We start from the raw sequence: 19,306 nt of genomic DNA, 5'->3' as shown, positions 1-19,306 counted from the left end.
TTTTATTAATGCACACTTCCTACTGAAGTAAAACGCGTTTTGCTTAAAAAGGCTGGAATTGAGTTCCAAATAAAAACAAGCAAAAGACGTTGGACATCTTCAGTGTGCATAAATTTATGTTTAGCGAGCACTTGGCAGGTAAGAAAATCAAAATATGTTTTGCCTGCACCTTTATCATCAAGATATGCTTTTTCAAAATCTCCACCAAAATATCGTGCTGCATTACTAAGACTAATTTCTTTTCGGGCAAGGGTTTGTGTAAAGTTATCAGGTGAAGTATTGCTAGGAAAATTATTTATGCGTGAGGTAAGGAAAGTTAAAAGCTTGTCTTCAATGCTGCGCATAAGTTCTAAAAATATTATGCTTGCTTTATCAGTTTGCTCTCTTAAGCGAATGGCTTTTTCAAGAGTGTTTGCTTGAGAACCTTTGAGCAAAACTGAAGCAATTTGGGTAATTTTGGGTTCTGATAAAATATTAATAACACTTTGTTTTTTAGCAAATCCAGCTGTGTAGGAGCGTTTAATATTATCAATAGCTTTATCAATGCTATCTTGCTCAAACATTATATTAAACATTGCAAATTCTTCTTGAGGGAGCATATGCTGTAAATCTTCTTTGTAGTTTGGGTTTGCTACAAATCCCTTTTCTTTTAACACATAAAACTTACGCACTAGAGTATCTATGGTATTAAACTGCATAATGCCCTCCCAAAGTGTTTGAGAATCTTAGATTCTAAAATCGGTGGAAACATATTTTTTTCAAATCAAAGAATCTTATCCTAAAACAATAGATGTTTCTGTTTTAGGTATGATTTCACCGATAATATTTGCGTGTATGATACCTGCTTTGTGTAATTCATCAACAAATGATTTTGCTTGATTAAAAGGAAGTGCAAAGAGGAGACCACCAGAAGTTTGTGCATCATAATAAAAAATATCATCTTCAAGTGTGCATTGTATCTGCACTTGAGATTGTAAAGCTTTTTTATTTTCATAAGAGCCACCGGGCACGATACCCATTTGAGAAAATGATTCTGTCTTGTCAAAAAGTGGGATTTGTTTGGTATAAAAAAGTATGCTTTTTTCATTTTGATTTTTTATACCTCCACACATTTCAAAAGCGTGTCCAATAAGCCCAAATCCTGTAATATCTGTGCAAGCGTGAATCTCGTAGTTTTGTGCGATACGCGCAGCATAGAGATTGAGCATAGCCATTGATTGAGTTACTTCAGTTGTTTGGGAGAACATTTGAGCTTTTATAGCAGTGGTAAGAATCCCGCTACCAAGAGGCTTTGTTAATACAAGCATATCGCCGATGTATCCAGTGTGATTGCGCCACAAACGATTCTTGTGTGCTATGCCATTGACAGCTAAGCCATATTTTTGTTCTTTATCTTTAATAGTATGTCCGCCAAGAAGTAATGCGTTAGATTCTGTAATTTTGTTTAACCCACCTTTTAAAATAGCATTTGCTACCGCACTATCAAAATGTGTATTATCCCACATAAGCAAGTTAAGCGCACTCTTGACCTCACCTCCCATTGCAAAAATATCACTTAGAGCATTAGCTGCAGCGATTTGTCCATAAAGATATGGGTCATCAACCACAGGTGTGATAAAATCCACACTTGAAAGCATAGCGTATTCATCATTTGGTGCATAGAGCATTGCACCGCAATCTTCATTGCTTTCAAATCCTGCAATGAGCAAAGAGTTTGGTTTTTGGGTAAGCTGGCTAGAGATTTGTGCGAGGTCTGACAGACCTACTTTAGCTGCTCAACCTGCGCATTGAATATGCTTTGTAAGCTGGTAATCTGCCATATAATTATCCTAAAGTGAAATGAGGCTATCGGCAAGAAGCATATTTTGCACACCTTGAATAGCATTGCCTATCATACCAACCTTGAGTCGTTCTGTAAGCGAAAAATAACTTAAACACGAACCACACGAATAAACTTCAACTCCTTGTTTTTCAAGCTCTTTGAGCACTTCCACAATTTCAGTATTATCCACTTCTTTGTTATCAGTAGTGAGTAAAACCCCACGATTAACAAAAAAAATCTTTTGTGGGAGTATATCGGTTTGAAGAAGAGATTTAATAAAGCCATTAATAAGCATACCTCCAAGTTCTCCTTCACCTACGCGGTCATTTTTAATAAGCATCATTTTGGGGATTATTTTGTCCTTATGTGCATTTTGCTTACTTGCTTTACCTTTGAGGATAATCATAAATTGCTCATCGCGCCCAAAACCTACTTCAAACTCAAAACCTTCAGTATTTAAAAAACGCATAAGATTTTCTTTAGAAGAGGGTGAATTGCCAATTATTTCATAGTTATGAAGCTTTAGAGTATGTTCATTAATGCCCAAAAGTGCTTTTTTTGCTTTTAAAACTGGCTCTGGACAGGGTAAATCTCGCACATCAATTTGTATAGTGTTGTTCATTCGTGAATCCTTAAAGTAAGCCTTTATTGTAGAATCATCATTAATCAAAGATTCTATCAAATTGGATTTTACAAATCCCTATAAAATGAAATAATATATTTTTACGAATTAAAGTCCCTTTAAAAGTTTTAGATTCACTTATTGATGCCTTGTTTTTTGAAAATAAATGTGGCAAGCCCCGCCTAGAGGGCGAAGTCTTGCATAAGGTGGAAGTTGAGATAAGTATAGATATTGTTTTTCTTATCATCAATCTTTTTAGGAGCAATTTCAAGATACTCTTGTGCGCTTGGAAGTCTTCCAAGCATTGCACATACACCGCCAAGTTCAGCGCTTCCTAGATAAACTTGTGCTCCTTTACCCATACGATTATCAAAATTACGAGTTGAGGTGGAGAATACTACCGCATTATCACGGACACGAGCTTGATTACCCATACACAAGCTACAACCTGGTGCTTCTAATCTTGCTCCTGCTGCACCAAAAAGCGAGAAATATCCTTCTTTGGTAAGCTGTTTTTCGTCCATTTTTGTGGGAGGTGCTATCCAAATTTGCGTCTTGCTCTGTCCTTCATTTTTAACAATTTCTCCAAATGCTCTAAAGTGCCCAATATTTGTCATACAGCTTCCAATAAATACTTCGTCAATGTTTTTTGGACGTTTAGAATCAGCGTGAATCTCACTCAAAGTTGCTACATCATCGGGGTCGTTAGGACAAGCCAAAATTGGCTCTTTAATCTCAGCAAGGTCAATCTCAATAATAGCAGCATATTCAGCATCGCTATCTGGCTCTAAAAGCACAGGGTTTGCAATCCATTCTTTCATCTTATCAGCTCTGCGTTGCAATGTTTTTGCATCTTGATAACCTTGAGCAATCATAGATTCTATAAGCTTGATATTTGAGCTTAAGTATTCGATAATGGGTTCTTTATTAAGACGCACACTACACGCAGCTGAGCTTCTTTCGGCACTTGCATCACTAAGCTCAAAGGCTTGCTCTACTTTTAAGTCTCCCAAACCTTCAATTTCAAGAATCCGCCCACTAAAGATATTTTTTTTACCCTTTTTTTCAACGGTTAAAAGCCCTTGTTTAATTGCATAATAAGGAATTGCATTAACTAAATCCCGCAAGGTTATACCCGGATTAAGCTTACCCTTAAATCTCACAAGTACAGATTCTGGCATATCAAGAGGCATAGAACCTGTAACTGCCGCAAAAGCAATTAAGCCACTTCCTGCAGGAAAACTAATACCAATAGGGAATCTTGTATGAGAATCCCCACCTGTACCAACCGTATCAGGCAAACACATACGATTAAGCCACGAATGAATAACGCCATCTTTTGGTCGTAATGCTACACCGCCGCGTTCAGAGATAAAGTTTGGTAAAGTCGCGTGCAAACTTACATCCGCTGATTTTGGATAAGCTGCGGTATGACAGAAACTTTGAAGCACAAAATCTGCACCAAAACTTAGTGCGGCGAGTTCTTTGATTTCATCACGTGTCATTGCACCTGTAGTATCTTGGCTACCAACAGTTGTCGTTTTTGGCTCACAATAGCTTCCCGGACGCACACCTTCTACTCCACAAGCGCGTCCTACCATTTTTTGTGCTAGAGTATAGCCTTTTGTGCTTTGAGCAGGCTGTTTGGCTTCCTTGAAGACATCACTTTTACCGAGTTTAAGATATTCTCTTGCTCTGGCACTTAATCCTCTACCAATAATAAGGGGAATTCTACCCCCGGAGCGAATCTCATCAGCCAAAGTTATAGGATTTAACTTGAAAGTTGCTACAATTTTTCCTTCTTTAATAATTTCCCCTTTGAGTGTGTCAATCTCAATAATATCGCCATCTTTAAGCTCGCTCACATCAGCAACAATGGGAAGCGCACCACTATCTTCACAAGTATTAAAGAATATAGGAGCAATGACGCTTCCAATAACGATACCACCACTTTTTTTATTAGGTATAAATGGTATCTCGTTTCCAAAATGCCACATAATAGAGTTACAAGCAGATTTACGGCTACTTCCTGTGCCAACGACATCACCTACATACGCTACAACAGCATTATTTTGAGCTGCTTTTTGTTTTGCAGATTCTATACGTTGCTCAAAATTTTCAATTCGGCTCTTAAGCATAGCCTTAGCGTGCAGAGGAATATCACTTCGTGTGAAAGCATCACCAGCTGGGCTTAAATCGTCCGTATTTGTTTCGCCGTCTACTTTAAATACGCATACTTTAATTTTTTCTTTTAAGCCTTCTTTATTTTTAAACCATTCTGCTTCAGCCCAAGAATGGATAATTTCTTGAGCAAGAGGTGTATTAAGTGCAGCGATTTTTTCAAAATTATCATAGATTAAAAGTGTATGTTTGAGAGCATTAGCACAAGCTTTTGCAAGCGCATTGTCATTAAGAGAAAGTCCCTCAATAAGTGGTGCTACATTATAGCCTCCAAGCATCGTGCCTAGATAAGTTACAGCCTCGTTGGGAGTAAATCCCCAATCCTGTTTGTTTTTCAAGAGTATTTCTCCTAAAAATGCTGCCTTTAATTTAGCAGAAGCATCTACGCCCGGACTTACTCTATGTATAAGTAATTCTTTGGCAAATGTTTTTTGCTCAGAGCTTATGCTTGTATCCTTGCACATATCAATTGCACTTTGTGTTTGTGTTGTGTTAAGAGGTAGGGGTGGGATACCCTGTGCATCACGCTCACTTACGTGTGCTTTGTAGTCTTTAATGAATTGTTCAAACTCTTCCCTCATTGTGTTCTCCTTGCTACTTAAAATTTTGTTATAGAAACCAAAACCCTGTATAATGGTTTGCTCTTAAATATTGTATAATAAAAATCCTAAATAAGAAGGAAAGTAAAGTGAAAGTTATCCAAAAGATTACCCCAAAACTTCCCATTTATATATTTTTTATTTTTAAAATTCTTTATATTTATACCTACAATGGTTTTATAACAATGTTTTTGCAAGCACAGGTAAGAGATTGTATATATCATTATACACATATGTGCAAAAAGATACATAAAGTAACAGCTTGTAGAAGATTGCATAAAAAGGCAAAAATAAAATTTTGCATAATTTCTTTAGAAGGAAAGTAATGGCTCTTTTGCATACGCATTCAAAGGTTGTTAAACTCATTCGTCATTTTTTTACACCTTTACTTGATAGTCGCTATGATAAGCTTTCGCAACTTCGTTCAAATACTATTTTGGATTCTAAACATTATTATTTTGACTTCACAGCTTCCGGTCTTGCTTATAAGATAATCAACAAACGTATAGAATCTATTTTACCCTATTATGCTAATACACATTCTTATATAGCCTCTAATGCTGCTCTAATGAGCGGACTTTATGCAGAGGCAAAGGAGAGTATTTCCCATTCAATCGGGCTTAATAAAGATTTTATACTCATCGCTGGGGGTAGTGGAGCGAGTTTTAGTATTAAAAAATTTCAAGAGATTATGGGGATTTATGTGCCTCCACGCAGTTTATCACATTTACAGCATTTAAATAAAAATCTTTCTTCCACGCCAAAACTTACTTTGCTTCAACAACTTAAAGATTATGATGCACACACGCATATATTAAATTTCCCTCAAATTATTATAAGTGGGTTTGAACATCATTCTAATGAAATAAGTTACCGACAAGGGCTTTGTCATATTCATAAAATTGCTTTTGATATAGAAGGATTACCTGATATAAAGCATTTAGAAGAGATTTTGCAAAAGATAAAAAAAGAAAATAAGCACAGCACGATTATTGCTTCTTTAAGCGCAGCATCTAATGTTACAGGGATTCTCACACCATTAGAATCTTGTATAGCATTACTTAGACGCTATGGAGCTATTATTGCGCTTGATATGGCAAGCTCATCGGCTTATATGCAAGTAGATTGTGCTGATTTTGATGTGGCATTTCTTGCACCGCATAAGCTTTTGGGTGGTGTAGGCGCGTGTGGAATCTTGGCAATAAGAAAATCTTTACTTGATGCACAGATTCCTCCAAGTTTTGCTGGTGGAGGTGTGATTAAATATGCCAATGATACGACACATTGCTTCATTGATGATATAGCTTTGCGTGAAGAAGCGGGCACTCCACCTATTTTAGGCTTACTCTATGCAGCATTAGCCTATCAATTACGCAATGAAATAGGGTTAGAATGGATTAAACGAAGAGAGAATATTCTCACTCAAGCCTTTTTATATGAATTACAAAAAATCCCAGCTGTAAGTATTTATGGAGATTTATCAAAAGAAAGATTAGGTATAGTGAGCTTTAATATTGGTTCAATTTCACCACTTGATTTATGTGCGCTTTTGAGTAAAAAATTTGGCATACAAACTCGTGCAGGGTGTAGTTGTGCGGGTCCTTATGGACATTATCTTATACCTGATGGTAGCTATGAGAAAAAGCCAATGTGGCTACGAGTAAGTATCCATTATACCCACACGATAAAGGATATAGAATATCTCATTGATGCAATTAAAACTTGTGTGAAAATATTAAGAGGCTCATTTTAGATTCTATAAGTTAAGCCTTTTTTTGGCTTTCCCTACTTCTCAAGTAGTGCATATACAAAGAATGGCTATAAACCCAAAGCCTACAGGCTTTGGAGTAAAAGGCTATTAAGTTCTGTATTAAAGTCTTTAGCATTTTTTAATGTGCTACCTTCAAGAATGAGGGCAGCCCCAAAAAGTAACAAAGCACTTTGTTTGATTTTATCCTCTTGTGCGGTTTTAAGTTTTTCAAAAAGAGGGTGTGTGATATTAAGTTGAAGTGTAGGTTTAGTTTCTGGCACTTTTTGCCCCATTTGTGCCATAAGATTTGCCATCATAGGATTATTATCTTCTTTAATAAGTGTAAGTGGTGCATCACCAAGACTTGAAAGCTTCACTTCAGCAATTTGCTCTCCTAGTGCGTCTTTAAAGCCTTTGATAAGAGGCTCATAAGCATTTTGTGTTGCTTCATCAATAGATTCTTCTCCTAATTCTGCAAGAGCTTCTTTAGAATTAATACTCTTAAGCGGCACTTTATCATATTCACCTACCATTGGCATTACTATTGCATCAATTTCATCACTTAAAAGTAGCACATCAAAGCCTTTTTGTGCAAATTTTTCAAGTAAAGGAGCATTTTTAAGTGCGTCTTTATTTTCACCAAGCATATAATAAATACTTTTTTGCTCATTTCCCATAGACTCTTTATACGCTTTGAGCGAAATATATTCTGATTTAAAGCTATCAAATCTCAATAATTCTAGAATCTTTTCTTTATTTTCATAATCTCCATACAATCCCTCTTTAAGCACTTTGCCAAATTGTTCATAAAAGGTCTTATAATCTGCCTCATTTTTTGCAATATTGGTAATTTCACTTAAGATTTTCTTTGTTGAAGCAGATTTGATATTGGCGAGAATTTTATTTTGTTGGAGGATTTCACGGCTGACATTAAGTGGTAAATCCTCACTATCAATGACACCTCGCACAAATCGCAAATATGGAGGCAAAAGCTCTTTGTCATCATCGGTAATAAATACACGTTTTACATAGAGTTTCACACCTGATTGATAATCCACGCGGAAAAGGTCAAATGGGGCTTTTTGTGGGATATAAAAAAGCGTAGTGTATTCTAAATTACCCTCAACTTTGGTATGAATCCACCGCATAGGCTCATTATTATCGTGAGAGAGTGTGGCGTAAAATTCCTTATAATCTGTGTCCTTTAGCTCTGCTTTAGGGATTTTCCACAGAGCTTTAGCAGTATTGATTTGAGATTGCTTATTTTCTTTTATTTCCTTTTTATTTTCGCCTTCACCTTCAAATTTTGATTCCACAAATGCAAGATAAATAGGAAAAGCAATGTGTTCAGAATATTTATGAATAATACCTTCAATTTCCCATCGTGAAGCAAAATGAGCATCTTCTTCTCGTAGATAAAGCGTGATTTGTGTCCCTTGAGATTCTTTAACACATTCGCCAATCTCATACTCACCTTTGCCTTCACTCACCCAAGCATAGGCTTTTTCCTCTCCTGCTTTTTTGCTTTGCACTACAACACGATGAGCGACCATAAAGGCTGAATAAAAACCCACACCAAATTGCCCAATAAGTGCAGAATCTTTCTTTTTGTCTCCGCTTAATTGTGAAAGAAAGCTTTTTGTGCCAGATTTGGCAATAATACCCAGATGTTCTTTCATATCATTTTCATTCATACCTATACCATTGTCTTCTATGGTAATGGTTTTTTTCTCTTCATCAAAAGAAATATCAATGCGTGGCTCAAAAGAAAGAGTTTTAAGATTCTCTTGTGTGAGCGTGAGATATGAGAGCTTATCAAGTGCGTCAGATGCGTTACTGATAAGTTCTCGTAAAAAAATTTCTTTATGGGAATACAAAGAATGTATCATTAAATCTAAAAGCTGCGTGATTTCGGTTTGAAACTGATGTTTTGTTGCCATAATGTCTCCTAACATATAAATTAAAAAAGCAATCATAACAAAAAAAGATTAAAAATTTATAAAGTTGATATAAGTAGAATAAACTTTAATGAGTGTATATATATAAAAAAAATTATGATTTTATCTGTAATATTCTGCTTATATAGTTTAATATAGTATTATTTTATAAAATGAGTTAAGAAAATAATATTAATGTTATTTTGCGATAAAGGCATATTATTAATGAAGCTATTTGAAAAAGTTTATATAGAGCTAAGTGATTATTGCGCTCTCTCTTGTGGATTCTGCCCAAGCCATACACTCTCTAAAAGGCGTGGCACAATGGATTTAAAACTTTTTGAATCTATATGCGCGCAGATTCAGGGCAAAACACGAAGAGTATGTTTGCATTTGTTAGGCGATCCTTTAAGTGTGCAACATTTTGCAATGTATGTAAAAATACTTAGAAAGTATCATTTAAAAGTAGATTTGGTAACTACAGGATTATTTTTACGCAAAAAGCATTTTGAATTACTTTTAAATGAACCATTTGTGCAAGTTTCATTTTCTCTAAGTGCATTTTTAGCAAATCCTCATCAATTCAAAAAGGCACATTTAAAGCGTATTTTAGATTTTTGTGCCTTTAATATACATTCTCAATCACCTATTTTTGTGAATTTACGATTTCATAGTAATGATATTTTGCGCCGAGAAAACTATTTTGTGCGAATGCTTAATGAAATTGGAGCATATTTTGGTTTTTCTAATATTGATTTAAAGCAAGAGCGTTTAAAGCTTGGAAAAAAAGTATTTCTTAATCCCACACATTCTTTTGATTGGGAGATTCAAAAAGATACATTTTCACCGCCATATAATATCAATAATAAATCATCTATAAAGCCATTATGTTATGGCGCACAAAAGCAAATTGGAATTTTGAGTAATGGAGAACTTGTGCCTTGTTGCATAGATTATAATGCACAGGCAAGTTTTGGAAATTTAAAAGAGCAGAATTTGGCAGATATACTAGATTCTAAAGCATTTATAGCATTTAGTCTAAATTTGAGACAAGGCAATATACCTTGCGAATTGTGCCAAAAATGTGGATATAGATTAATTTTGCAAAATAATTATAATTGAAAATGGAATTATTTTTGCTAGAAGTCCTTGAAAGCTAGATTCTAAAAGGAATTAGAAGAGTCACTAAAGGGATTTTATGAGAAAACTAATTGTGATTGTTGTGTGTGTGCTTAGCTTAAGCGAAATTGCAAATGCAAATAATTTAGCGCGTTATCTTCTTGCAGGACACCCAAGTGGACATATGGGTATATATTACCAATATATGACAAGTGCGGCTCCTGGTTTTCTTGATGCAAATGTTTCGCTTGCTTATCAAACACAAAGACTTCGGGGATTGGCATTTGGTGGTTCTATGTGGGCTGCAACAAAGCTTTTTCAAGTGCATAATGGGGATTTCTCAAAAGTGAAAGAGAATTATATTCTTACAGAAGCGTATGCAAGCTTTGTCAATCCAAATCGTATAAGTATGTATGCAGGACGATTTAAAACTGATAGTGAATGGATTAAACATTATACACAAGGTGCAGCGGTAACTTATGAAGATGTAGAGAATCTTAAAGTAGATTTTATTTGGGCTTGGAAAAATGCCTATGTTACAGACTATCGTATGGACAGGTTTAGGAATCCTTTTGGTGGTATGGGGGCAATGTATCTTGGGGCAACAATTACTTTACCAGAATCTCCATTACAAATTACTCCTTATGTATATGCCGCACCGGGTGATTTTACTTCATTTGCATTAAAAGTGCTTGTTGCGGTGCCTGCTGGTAATGCTATACTTTATGGGAAAATGCACTTTTTATCTTTTGTGAGTGCAAATAAAGATAGAGTGATTGATACCCAAACTGCAGGTGGTGATGGTGGTTTTGTGTGGCTAGAGGGTGGAGCAAAATGGCTTGGTTTAAACACAGGTGGAGGTGTAATTTCAGTATCTCAAAATGGTGCAAGAGGTATAGATTCTTTTGGGCAGAGCAGTTATTTTGAACGAAGAGAAGGATTATTTTATAATAATGCAACAACTTTGTATGGCTTTTTAGAGTATGATTTAAAGCAGTATGTGCAGCTTGATGGAGCTATTCGCCATACAACTATTGGTTCTAAAAATATCTTTAATTGGGAAGTAGGCATCACTTCCGAGCCTCAAAATAATATTAAAATAGGAGCTAAAATTATAGGTATGATAAATAATGCCGATTTTACGCTGGATAATTCAATTTTTGCCGCTGATGGCAAGAATTATCTGCTAACCCGTGTTTTTGGACGAGTTAGTTTTTAATCTATCAAGGAGAAAATAATGAAAAAATATTATATATCGCTTGCTGTAGTATCAGCCATAGCAATGAGTGCAAACGCAGTAGAAGTTAACCCCTTTGGGCATTTAGGTGCTTTTTATCATCAAGGATTTGGTGGTTTAGGCATACAAAATAAAAATGGAAATGAAGTGCAAAGAGCTTATGCTAATGTGAGTGCAAGAGCAGGACTTGATATTGGGCTTGGCTCAAGTTTGAGTGTTGGAATTGGTGCTTGGGGTGGTTATCCAGCTTATAGCACAGGAATTGATGGTGCAGTGGGTGATATTGCATTCCCTAAAAATGGTGATATATCCGATGCGTATGTGCGTTATGATGGTGGACGATTAAGTTTTGCCCTTGGACGTTTTGATATGGGTGAATTTTATCTTGGTAAAGATGGCAAAAATTATACAGGTGTAGATTGGATTTATGGTAATGTGCAAGGTGCTGCACTCAATGTTGATGGCGGTGCGGTGAGCTTGTGGGCATATTGGAGAAATTCTCAACTGGGTGCAGGACAAGCCTATAATAGAATGGGTTATGAACTTTCAAGTTTTGATACCTATCAAAATTATAAGAATGCCTCAAAAATTGGTGAGCTTGTGAGTGCAGGATTGGATTTTGATTTTGGTGCGCTTAAAGTTTCTCCTTTTGTTTCATATCTGACAGATAAAAATACAACTACCGGGACACACGATGTCTTAAATGCTGGTGGAAAAGCAGTGCTTGATGTTGGCAGTGGTGCTTTAAGGTCATTTACTACATTGCGTGCAGTATGGGGTATGGATAATATTGTAGGCAGTGCTTCAAGCACAAGTGGACTTACATTATGGATTGATGAAGAATTGAGAATTAATGATATTTTCAAAGTTGGTCTTGGTTACATTAATCAAGGTAAAAATAATAATCTTCTTAACTACGGTGATAGAGCAAGATTTTATGGCTATCGTGGTGGTATGAGTGGTGCAGGTGTAGGAAATTTCCTTGGCTATGGTGATACTTATTATGTATTTGGTGGAGTAGAATCTCGACGCGCAGCTATTGATTTGCTTTATGCTGGTGGTGATTATGAGGAAATTTCTGCAGTTGGCTCAATTAAAATTTGGCAAGGAAACGATAAAATGTATCTTACGCTTGGAGCTGGCTATGTTGGGACAGGTAAAGCAAGTGCAAATGGCACACTTGGTAATTTAATTATTAATGGCACTAATGGTAACAAATGGCAGCATTCAGCCCTTGCATTTGTAAAATTTGGATTCTAAATATTTTAGAGTCCTATTGAGAATCCATAGGGGGCTTTTGCTCTTTATGGATTTATTCTTCTATAAAATTCACTCATTAAAGCAGGAATTAAAGCAGAGTTTGATAAAATCGCACCTTTTATTTGCAAAATTGAATCTTAAACTAAGAAGGACATTTGATGAAAAAAGGTATTCACCCAGAATATATACCCTGCAAAGTAACTTGCGTAACAAGTGGCAAACAACTTGAGGTTTTGAGCACTAAAAGTGAGCTTCGTATTGATATTTCAAGCTTTTGTCATCCTTTTTATACAGGAAGTGATAAAATCACAGATATTACAGGACGTGTTGAGAAATTCCGACAAAAATATAATATGAAATAATCCTGTGCTAATACTTGTGCCAACTCCCATAGGGAATCTTGAAGATATTACTCTGCGGGCGTTAGAGGCATTTAAACAAGCCGATATTATTTTATGCGAAGATACAAGAGTTGCAAAAAAACTCTTAGAACTTCTTATCTCTCGTTCTTTGCTTCAGATACCTACTGATATGGATTGTCAGTCTTTTATAGAATCTAAACAATTTAAATCTTTTCATTCTCATAATCAAGAGGAATTTATAGATTCTTTACATAAGGAAATGTTTGCATCTTGTGTGCTTTATTTGAGTGATGCTGGCACACCTTGTATTAGCGACCCGGGCGCGAAACTTATCTCTTATGCAATAACACACGATATTGACTTTGATGTGTTGCCCGGAGCTTGTGCACTTAATGTGGCATTTTGTGGTAGTGGTATAGAATCTACACCTTTTGTATTTGCAGGATTTTTACCACATAAAAAGACTCATAGGCATTCTAAACTGATACAGCTCTCCCATTTAGATATGGGAGATTCTTATAGTGTTATTTGTTATGAAAGCCCTCATAGAATCTTAGAAACTTTACACGATATTGCTTTACTTCTTCCTCATATACGAATTATTGTGCAAAAAGAACTCACTAAGCTCCATCAGCAGAGATATTATGGTAGCGCACAAGAAGTGATTGCCATACTCAAAGATGTTACGATTCGGGGCGAATGGGTGATTATATTTGATTTTAGCTCTTCTCACATAAAACAAGAGAAAACTTTAAGTTATGAGGATATTTTTATGCTTGATATTCCGCCAAAGATTAAAGCTAAAATCTTAAGCAAAATAAGCGGACATAGCATTAAGCAATGTTATGAAGAAATACTAAGGTGAATCAGTGATAATTTATGGAAAACAACCCATTTTGTATATTTTACACACAAATGCTTCGTGCATTGAAGAAATATATCTTGCTAAAGAGTTACCAAAGGACATATTTAAACAACTTGCGCGATTAGATAAGCCTATAAAACGTGTAGATATGAAAAAAGCACAAGCTCTTGCTCACGGAGGGAATCATCAAGGCATTTTGGCTTCTATTATACCACCAAGTCCGCTTAGCTTGAATGATCTCAAAAGCAAAGATTCTTTACTTGTGCTCTATAATGTTACTGATGTAGGGAATATCGGTTCAATTTTTCGCACTGCTTATGCTTTAGGCGTGGGAGGGGTGGTTATTTGTTTATCAAACCTTAGCCAAAAAGCCATAGAAAGTATAGCTCGTCTTTCAAGCGGTGCTTTTTTACATATGCCTTATGGTGTTTTTCCGCATATCTTTGATATAATAAATGAATTAAAAAATGCAGATTTTATGCTCATAGGTGCAGATATGCAAGGGCAGGAGAGCTGTAACGTAAAAAAGAAATGGGCTTTATTTTTAGGGAGTGAATCTGAAGGTTTATCAGCGCGATTGAAGCACAAACTTGATACAATCCTCTCCATAAAAATGGAGCACCATTTTGATTCACTCAATGTGGCAGTAGCCACGGGAATTTTAATAGATAGGATTAAAAATGCAAGGAAATAATACAAATACTACATTTCTTGATGAAGAACTTGCCAAATTGAAGGCTATTGGATTAAAGGAAATTAGCAAAAACACTAAACTTGCAAGCTCAAAGATTGAAGACGTGCTTGAAAAACGTTTTGATAAGATTGATAAGGTAAGGGCAAAAGGTTTTATTGCAATTTTAGAGCGTGAATATGAAGTAGATTTACGTGATTGGATTACTTTGCAACAACAGACACAAAAAGAAGATATTAAAAGTGTTTCGCAAGTCATTACCAAGCAAGATGAAGAGCAACGTGCTCAAAAACTACTAGATTTAGCTCAAAAAGAAGAGGAAGAAGAGAAGAAAAAGCAAGAGCAAAAAAAACATGAAAATCGTGTGCTTGATCTTGCACTTAAAGCTAAGCCTACCACAAAATCTGATAATGAATCTTATACGTGGCTCTATGCTATTTTGGTGCTTATCCTCCTTGCATTTATGGGATATTTTGCCTATAAGGCATTTATGCAAGATTATCAAAATGTGCCACCACAAGTAACGCATTCTAGCGAAGATTCTCATTCTAGTAGCGGGGAAGAAAATGAAGTTTATGATGGTATGTTTTTTGATACTACAAAACCCCTTGAGCAAACAGAATCTAACACGCAATCCACTCAGCAAACTCCACAAGAAGATACTCTAAATAAACAAGATATACAAGAATTACAATCTCAAGATATGCTCTCACCCGCTGCAGAGGAAATACCTCACCAACAACAAGAGCAAACAAGCGCAAATAATCACCCAGAGCAAAATTTCTTTTTTCAATCACAAAGCACACAACAAAATGTAGAGAGTGCAGAAAATAATGCAAGCACATCTGTGCAATTTTCGCAAAATGATAATGTTTTACATATTCGGGCCGATAATGATTTGTGGTTGGGCGTAATTAATCTTGAGACAGGGAGCAAAGAGCAATTTGCTTATAAAAGAGAATACGATATTAAACTCAATCATAAAATGCTCTTTGTTATGGGGCATAGTAGTTTTACTCTTACGCTTAATGGTAAGGATATTTCTCACGGAGCTAAACACCCTGTGAGAATGTATTATGATGGCGCAAATCTTAGCGATGTAGGCTATACACGCTTTAAACAACTCAATGGTGGTTTGGAATGGTAAGATGGATATTCATCATAAGTTTGGCTGTTTATGCGTGGGCTGACGCATTTGACGATAAAATACGAAATTTAATGGGTGAGCAAAACTATCAACTCAATGCAAACTTTATTAATAGAATCTTTGCTAACAAAAATATGTATTATACAGGTGGGCGTCTTGATATTGCTAAGATTGTTTATGCGCTTAAGAATAATGGCTTGCTTTCTTCGCGTTTTGGGCAGCCAAGTGAGGTTAAATTAAATTTTAGTGCACGCACCAGCCCTATTTTACTGACAAAAATTGGTAATAATATTCTTACAACAATGGGCTATTCATATTTTGTTATCAGTAAAGCGGAGTTGAGCAATGGCTTATCAAGCATAGAATTTTCCTTTAATACAGAGCATAGTCCCGATATGGGAATCATTATTGATGAGCTAGGAAAAAGAGGTTTTATTTGTCTTGATATTAATCGTGTGAATGCACAATTTTGGGAATATATGCTTGAGGTTAATGAGCCACGATTGCCTAATACAAAATTCCTCGCAAAGTCTGCAACTTTAAATTTACGCGAAGCATCAGGTGAATATTGGTTAGATGTGAATACAGGCGGAGATTTATATATCCAAGCCATTGATTTTCCTAAATGGAATCCAAGAGTAGTGCTTTATGATAAGAATCTTGGTATAGTAGATATGGTGAGTAATGTAGGTTCAAATGCTTCACTTAAAGTAAAGATTCCCCAAGGCGTAAAGTTTGTAATGATTACAGATTATGATAGTTCGGAAAGTCTTAAGGGTGGTATTTCTGTGAATCTCCGATAGAATCTAAATATCTAAAACAATACAGAGGAGAAAATATGTTTGATGAAATTGAGTTTGATAAAATAAAACGTTTGCCAAAGTATGTTTTTGCTGCTATTAATGAGATTAAGCTAGAAATGCGGCGCAATAATGAAGATGTGATTGATTTTTCTATGGGTAATCCTGATGGAGCAACGCCAGAGCATATTATTCAAAAGCTTTGTGAAGCTGCACAAAAGGGTAAAAATCAAGGATATTCTGTGAGTCGTGGCATTTATAAATTGCGTTTGGCGATTTGTAATTGGTATAAACGCACTTATGGAGTGGAGCTAGACCCAGAGAGTGAAGCGTGTGTAACAATGGGAAGCAAAGAGGGTTATGTGCATCTTGTTCAAGCTATTGCAAATCCCGGTGATAATGCAATCGTAGCTGAACCAGCCTATCCTATACATTATTATGCTTTTATTCTTAATGGTGCGAATGTTTCTACTTTTGGTTTAAAGTGGAATGAGCAAATGGAGCTTGATGTAGAGGATTTTTTTATCAATATTAAACGCGTATTGAAAGAAGTGATGCCGCGTCCGAAATTTGTTGTAGTTAATTTTCCTCATAATCCTACAACTATTGTTGTATATAGGGAGTTTTATGAGCGTTTAGTCGCTTTTGCCAAGCAGGAGAGATTCTATATTATTTCTGATATTGCTTATGCAGAACTCTGTTTTGATGGCTTTAAAACGCCAAGTATCCTTGAAATAGAGGGTGCTAAAGATGTAGCGGTGGAGAGTTATACATTAAGCAAAACCTATAATATGGCAGGTTGGCGTGTAGGCTTTGTAGTAGGAAATAAAAAAATTATCCAAGCCTTGCAAAAAATTAAAAGTTGGATTGATTATGGTATCTACACGCCTTTGCAAATTGCCGCTACTATTGCACTTGAGGGCGACCAATCTTGCGTAAAAGACATCAAAAATACATATGAAAAGCGTATGGAAATATTGATTAAAAGCTTTAGCGAAGCAGGCTGGGAGATGAAAAAGCCTAAAGCAAGTATGTTTATTTGGGCAAAATTACCTGAATGTGTAGGGGATATGGGAAGTTTAGAGTTCTCAAAAAGATTGCTTAAAGAGGCAAAAATTGCAGTAAGTCCGGGTGTGGGCTTTGGTGATTATGGTGAGGGCTATGTGAGAATCGCACTGATTGAAAATGAAAAACGAATTCGCCAAGCTGCACGGAATCTCAAATCATTTCTTAAACAATTTCAATAAGAGGTTTGTATGTCAAAACTTGTAGTGGGTATGGTTGGCTTTGGTGTTGTAGGAAGTAGCGTATTAAAGGCACTTTTGGCAAATCGGAATATTATTAGTGCAAGGGCTGGAAAAGAAATTGAGCTTAAGCGCATTGTAGTGCGTGATGAGGCAAAAGCTCACGCAAAGCTTAAGAATCTAAACGCCACTGATGTAAAGGTAAGCACAAATATAGATGATATTTTGCAAGATTGCGAAATTGAAGTTGTTATTGAACTTATGGGCGGTGTGGAAGTTGCTTATGAGATTGCTAAGAGGGCGTTAGAAGTAAAAAAAGCTTTTATTACTGCAAATAAAGCAATGCTTGCTTATCACCGTTATGATATAGCACCGCTTGCAAATGGTATGCCTGTGGGTTTTGAGGCAAGTGTGTGTGGTGGCATACCCATTATTCGTGCTTTGAAAGATGGTTTGAGTGCAAATCATATTCTTGCTATTCGTGGGATACTCAATGGCACGAGTAATTATATTCTCACACAAATGCAGCAATACAATCAAGATTTTTACACAGCACTTAATCAAGCACAGAATCTTGGCTACGCAGAAGCTGACCCAACACTTGATATAAGCGGTGGCGATGCAGGACATAAGCTACTTATACTTGCTTCTTTAGCGTATGGTATTAATGCGATGCCAGAGGAGATTCTCATTGAGGGTATTGAGAGTATTATGCCTGATGATATAGAGTTTGCAAATGAATTTGGCTATGTGATTAAACTTCTTGGTATTGCTAAAAAGCAAGGAAACGAAGTAGAGCTGCGTGTGCATCCGAGTATGATAAGCAAAGAAGCAATGTTAAGCAAGGTAGATAATGTAATGAATGGCATTAGTGTCATTGGGGATTATGTAGGGGAGAGTATGTATTATGGAGCAGGAGCAGGAGGTGATGCAACTGCAAGCTCTGTAGTAAGTGATATTATTGCTATTGCACGAGGGGAGAGTGCAGCAATGCTTGGATTTAGCCAACCGCTTGAAGGCAATGAGCATTTAAAGCTTAAAAGTATTGATGAGATTTACTCACAATACTACATACGACTCTATGTATGTGATAAACCCGGCGTATTGGGGCAAGTATCGCAGATTCTAGGGCAGCATAATATTTCTATTGGTGCATTTTTACAAAAAGAGACAAATGATAAAAATATCGCTAAAATGTTACTTTCCACACATCATTGCTATGAGAGGGATATTAATGCTGCACTCTTGGAGCTAGAAAGATTAGATTCTATTTCACAAAAGCCCTATAAAATGCGCATTGAATGTTGAAATAGGAGAAAAAAGGCATATAAATGAATAGCAGACACAAAGGCGCACAAGCAGAGGATTTTGCCTGTGTGTTTTTGCGTGAATGTGGTTTTGAGATTTTAGAGCGCAATTTTTTTGCTCGTTATGGTGAGATTGATATTATCGCATTAAAGGATAATGTTGTGCATTTTATTGAAGTAAAAAGTGGTGAGAGCTTTGAGCCAATTTATAATATCACACCAAGCAAGATAAAAAAGCTTACAAAAGCCATTGGATTTTATCTACTCACACATAAGATTACACAAGCATATTGTCTTGATGCGTTGATTATCAAAAATGGCGAGTGTGAATTGATTGAGAATATTACTTTGTGTTGAGCATAG

General features: G+C 36.0%; 17 protein-coding genes. 12 read left to right on the top strand and 5 right to left on the bottom strand.

Features of this window, described 5'->3' with window-relative positions; genetic code table 11:
• Positions 1-5: 5 nt before the first annotated feature.
• The 4 genes from LS66_RS01985 to acnB all read right to left on the bottom strand — a co-directional run bounded on the left by LS66_RS01985 (position 6) and on the right by acnB (position 5,206).
• A complete protein-coding gene (locus LS66_RS01985) occupies positions 6-698 on the bottom strand; it encodes a hypothetical protein (RefSeq protein WP_034365803.1) in 693 nt (230 codons plus the stop codon).
• Positions 699-773: 75 nt separating this feature from the next.
• On the bottom strand, positions 774-1,742 hold the full coding sequence (selD, locus tag LS66_RS01980; RefSeq protein ID WP_236096964.1) for a selenide, water dikinase SelD: 969 nt from the start codon (positions 1,740-1,742) through the stop codon (positions 774-776).
• Between the two features lie 87 nt (positions 1,743-1,829).
• Positions 1,830-2,444: a sulfurtransferase-like selenium metabolism protein YedF gene (yedF, locus tag LS66_RS01975; RefSeq protein ID WP_011116575.1), complete on the bottom strand. Its 615-nt coding sequence runs from the start codon at positions 2,442-2,444 to the stop codon at positions 1,830-1,832.
• A 182-nt stretch (positions 2,445-2,626) separates the two neighbouring features.
• Positions 2,627-5,206, bottom strand: coding sequence for a bifunctional aconitate hydratase 2/2-methylisocitrate dehydratase (gene acnB / locus LS66_RS01970; protein ID WP_034365796.1), 2,580 nt, complete (start codon positions 5,204-5,206; stop codon positions 2,627-2,629).
• A 343-nt stretch (positions 5,207-5,549) separates the two neighbouring features.
• Here acnB and LS66_RS01965 point away from each other — a divergent pair, with 343 nt between their 5' ends.
• The gene (locus tag LS66_RS01965) at positions 5,550-6,977 is read left to right on the top strand and encodes an aminotransferase class V-fold PLP-dependent enzyme (RefSeq protein ID WP_052057320.1); all 1,428 of its coding nucleotides are present in this window, start codon (positions 5,550-5,552) and stop codon (positions 6,975-6,977) included.
• An 80-nt stretch (positions 6,978-7,057) separates the two neighbouring features.
• Here LS66_RS01965 and htpG read toward each other — a convergent pair whose 3' ends face one another.
• The gene (gene htpG / locus LS66_RS01960; RefSeq protein ID WP_201273644.1) at positions 7,058-8,917 is read right to left on the bottom strand and encodes a molecular chaperone HtpG; all 1,860 of its coding nucleotides are present in this window, start codon (positions 8,915-8,917) and stop codon (positions 7,058-7,060) included.
• A gap of 219 nt (positions 8,918-9,136) precedes the next feature.
• Between htpG and LS66_RS01955 the strand changes: the two genes are divergently transcribed.
• The 11 genes from LS66_RS01955 to LS66_RS01905 all read left to right on the top strand — a co-directional run bounded on the left by LS66_RS01955 (position 9,137) and on the right by LS66_RS01905 (position 19,300).
• Positions 9,137-10,033, top strand: coding sequence for a radical SAM/SPASM domain-containing protein (locus LS66_RS01955; RefSeq protein ID WP_236096958.1), 897 nt, complete (start codon positions 9,137-9,139; stop codon positions 10,031-10,033).
• A 76-nt stretch (positions 10,034-10,109) separates the two neighbouring features.
• Entirely contained in the window at positions 10,110-11,249 is a 1,140-nt protein-coding gene (locus tag LS66_RS01950; RefSeq protein ID WP_011116581.1) for an Opr family porin, read from the top strand.
• Positions 11,250-11,267: 18 nt separating this feature from the next.
• On the top strand, positions 11,268-12,527 hold the full coding sequence (locus tag LS66_RS01945) for a hypothetical protein (RefSeq protein ID WP_034365785.1): 1,260 nt from the start codon (positions 11,268-11,270) through the stop codon (positions 12,525-12,527).
• 158 nt (positions 12,528-12,685) lie between these two features.
• Entirely contained in the window at positions 12,686-12,889 is a 204-nt protein-coding gene (rpmE, locus tag LS66_RS01940; protein WP_011116583.1) for a 50S ribosomal protein L31, read from the top strand.
• 4 nt (positions 12,890-12,893) lie between these two features.
• Entirely contained in the window at positions 12,894-13,754 is an 861-nt protein-coding gene (gene rsmI / locus LS66_RS01935) for a 16S rRNA (cytidine(1402)-2'-O)-methyltransferase (RefSeq protein WP_034365782.1), read from the top strand.
• A 4-nt stretch (positions 13,755-13,758) separates the two neighbouring features.
• A complete protein-coding gene (rlmB, locus tag LS66_RS01930; protein WP_034365780.1) occupies positions 13,759-14,448 on the top strand; it encodes a 23S rRNA (guanosine(2251)-2'-O)-methyltransferase RlmB in 690 nt (229 codons plus the stop codon).
• Positions 14,435-15,592 carry a hypothetical protein gene (locus LS66_RS01925; RefSeq protein WP_011116586.1) on the top strand — a complete coding sequence of 386 codons (1,158 nt, stop codon included), beginning with the start codon at positions 14,435-14,437 and terminating at the stop codon, positions 15,590-15,592. Before rlmB ends, LS66_RS01925 begins: the two co-directional genes overlap by 14 nt.
• The gene (locus LS66_RS01920; RefSeq protein WP_011116587.1) at positions 15,586-16,395 is read left to right on the top strand and encodes a hypothetical protein; all 810 of its coding nucleotides are present in this window, start codon (positions 15,586-15,588) and stop codon (positions 16,393-16,395) included. The genes LS66_RS01925 and LS66_RS01920 overlap by 7 nt, the downstream gene beginning before the upstream one ends.
• A gap of 35 nt (positions 16,396-16,430) precedes the next feature.
• Positions 16,431-17,639: an LL-diaminopimelate aminotransferase gene (locus tag LS66_RS01915; RefSeq protein ID WP_034365778.1), complete on the top strand. Its 1,209-nt coding sequence runs from the start codon at positions 16,431-16,433 to the stop codon at positions 17,637-17,639.
• Between the two features lie 9 nt (positions 17,640-17,648).
• On the top strand, positions 17,649-18,944 hold the full coding sequence (locus LS66_RS01910; RefSeq protein WP_034365775.1) for a homoserine dehydrogenase: 1,296 nt from the start codon (positions 17,649-17,651) through the stop codon (positions 18,942-18,944).
• A gap of 23 nt (positions 18,945-18,967) precedes the next feature.
• The gene (locus LS66_RS01905) at positions 18,968-19,300 is read left to right on the top strand and encodes a YraN family protein (protein WP_034365772.1); all 333 of its coding nucleotides are present in this window, start codon (positions 18,968-18,970) and stop codon (positions 19,298-19,300) included.
• The last annotated feature ends 6 nt before the right edge of the window (positions 19,301-19,306 follow it).

Origin of the sequence: Helicobacter sp. MIT 03-1614, assembly GCF_000762925.2 — a bacterium.
In the GTDB taxonomy this organism is placed as follows: Bacteria; Campylobacterota; Campylobacteria; order Campylobacterales; family Helicobacteraceae; genus Helicobacter_C; species Helicobacter_C hepaticus.
This window is presented reverse-complemented; position numbering and strand designations above follow the sequence as displayed.

What these genes read in the sequence shown, in the direction of transcription:
- LS66_RS01985 (WP_034365803.1), bottom strand. Translation starts at nt 698, where the DNA reads ATGCAGTTTAATACCATAGATACTCTAGTGCGTAAGTTTTATGTGTTA.
- yedF (WP_011116575.1), bottom strand. Translation starts at nt 2,444, where the DNA reads ATGAACAACACTATACAAATTGATGTGCGAGATTTACCCTGTCCAGAG.
- acnB (WP_034365796.1), bottom strand. Translation starts at nt 5,206, where the DNA reads ATGAGGGAAGAGTTTGAACAATTCATTAAAGACTACAAAGCACACGTA.
- LS66_RS01965 (WP_052057320.1), top strand. Translation starts at nt 5,550, where the DNA reads ATGGCTCTTTTGCATACGCATTCAAAGGTTGTTAAACTCATTCGTCAT.
- LS66_RS01955 (WP_236096958.1), top strand. Translation starts at nt 9,137, where the DNA reads ATGAAGCTATTTGAAAAAGTTTATATAGAGCTAAGTGATTATTGCGCT.
- LS66_RS01950 (WP_011116581.1), top strand. Translation starts at nt 10,110, where the DNA reads ATGAGAAAACTAATTGTGATTGTTGTGTGTGTGCTTAGCTTAAGCGAA.
- LS66_RS01945 (WP_034365785.1), top strand. Translation starts at nt 11,268, where the DNA reads ATGAAAAAATATTATATATCGCTTGCTGTAGTATCAGCCATAGCAATG.
- rpmE (WP_011116583.1), top strand. Translation starts at nt 12,686, where the DNA reads ATGAAAAAAGGTATTCACCCAGAATATATACCCTGCAAAGTAACTTGC.
- LS66_RS01925 (WP_011116586.1), top strand. Translation starts at nt 14,435, where the DNA reads ATGCAAGGAAATAATACAAATACTACATTTCTTGATGAAGAACTTGCC.
- LS66_RS01920 (WP_011116587.1), top strand. Translation starts at nt 15,586, where the DNA reads ATGGTAAGATGGATATTCATCATAAGTTTGGCTGTTTATGCGTGGGCT.
- LS66_RS01915 (WP_034365778.1), top strand. Translation starts at nt 16,431, where the DNA reads ATGTTTGATGAAATTGAGTTTGATAAAATAAAACGTTTGCCAAAGTAT.
- LS66_RS01910 (WP_034365775.1), top strand. Translation starts at nt 17,649, where the DNA reads ATGTCAAAACTTGTAGTGGGTATGGTTGGCTTTGGTGTTGTAGGAAGT.
- LS66_RS01905 (WP_034365772.1), top strand. Translation starts at nt 18,968, where the DNA reads ATGAATAGCAGACACAAAGGCGCACAAGCAGAGGATTTTGCCTGTGTG.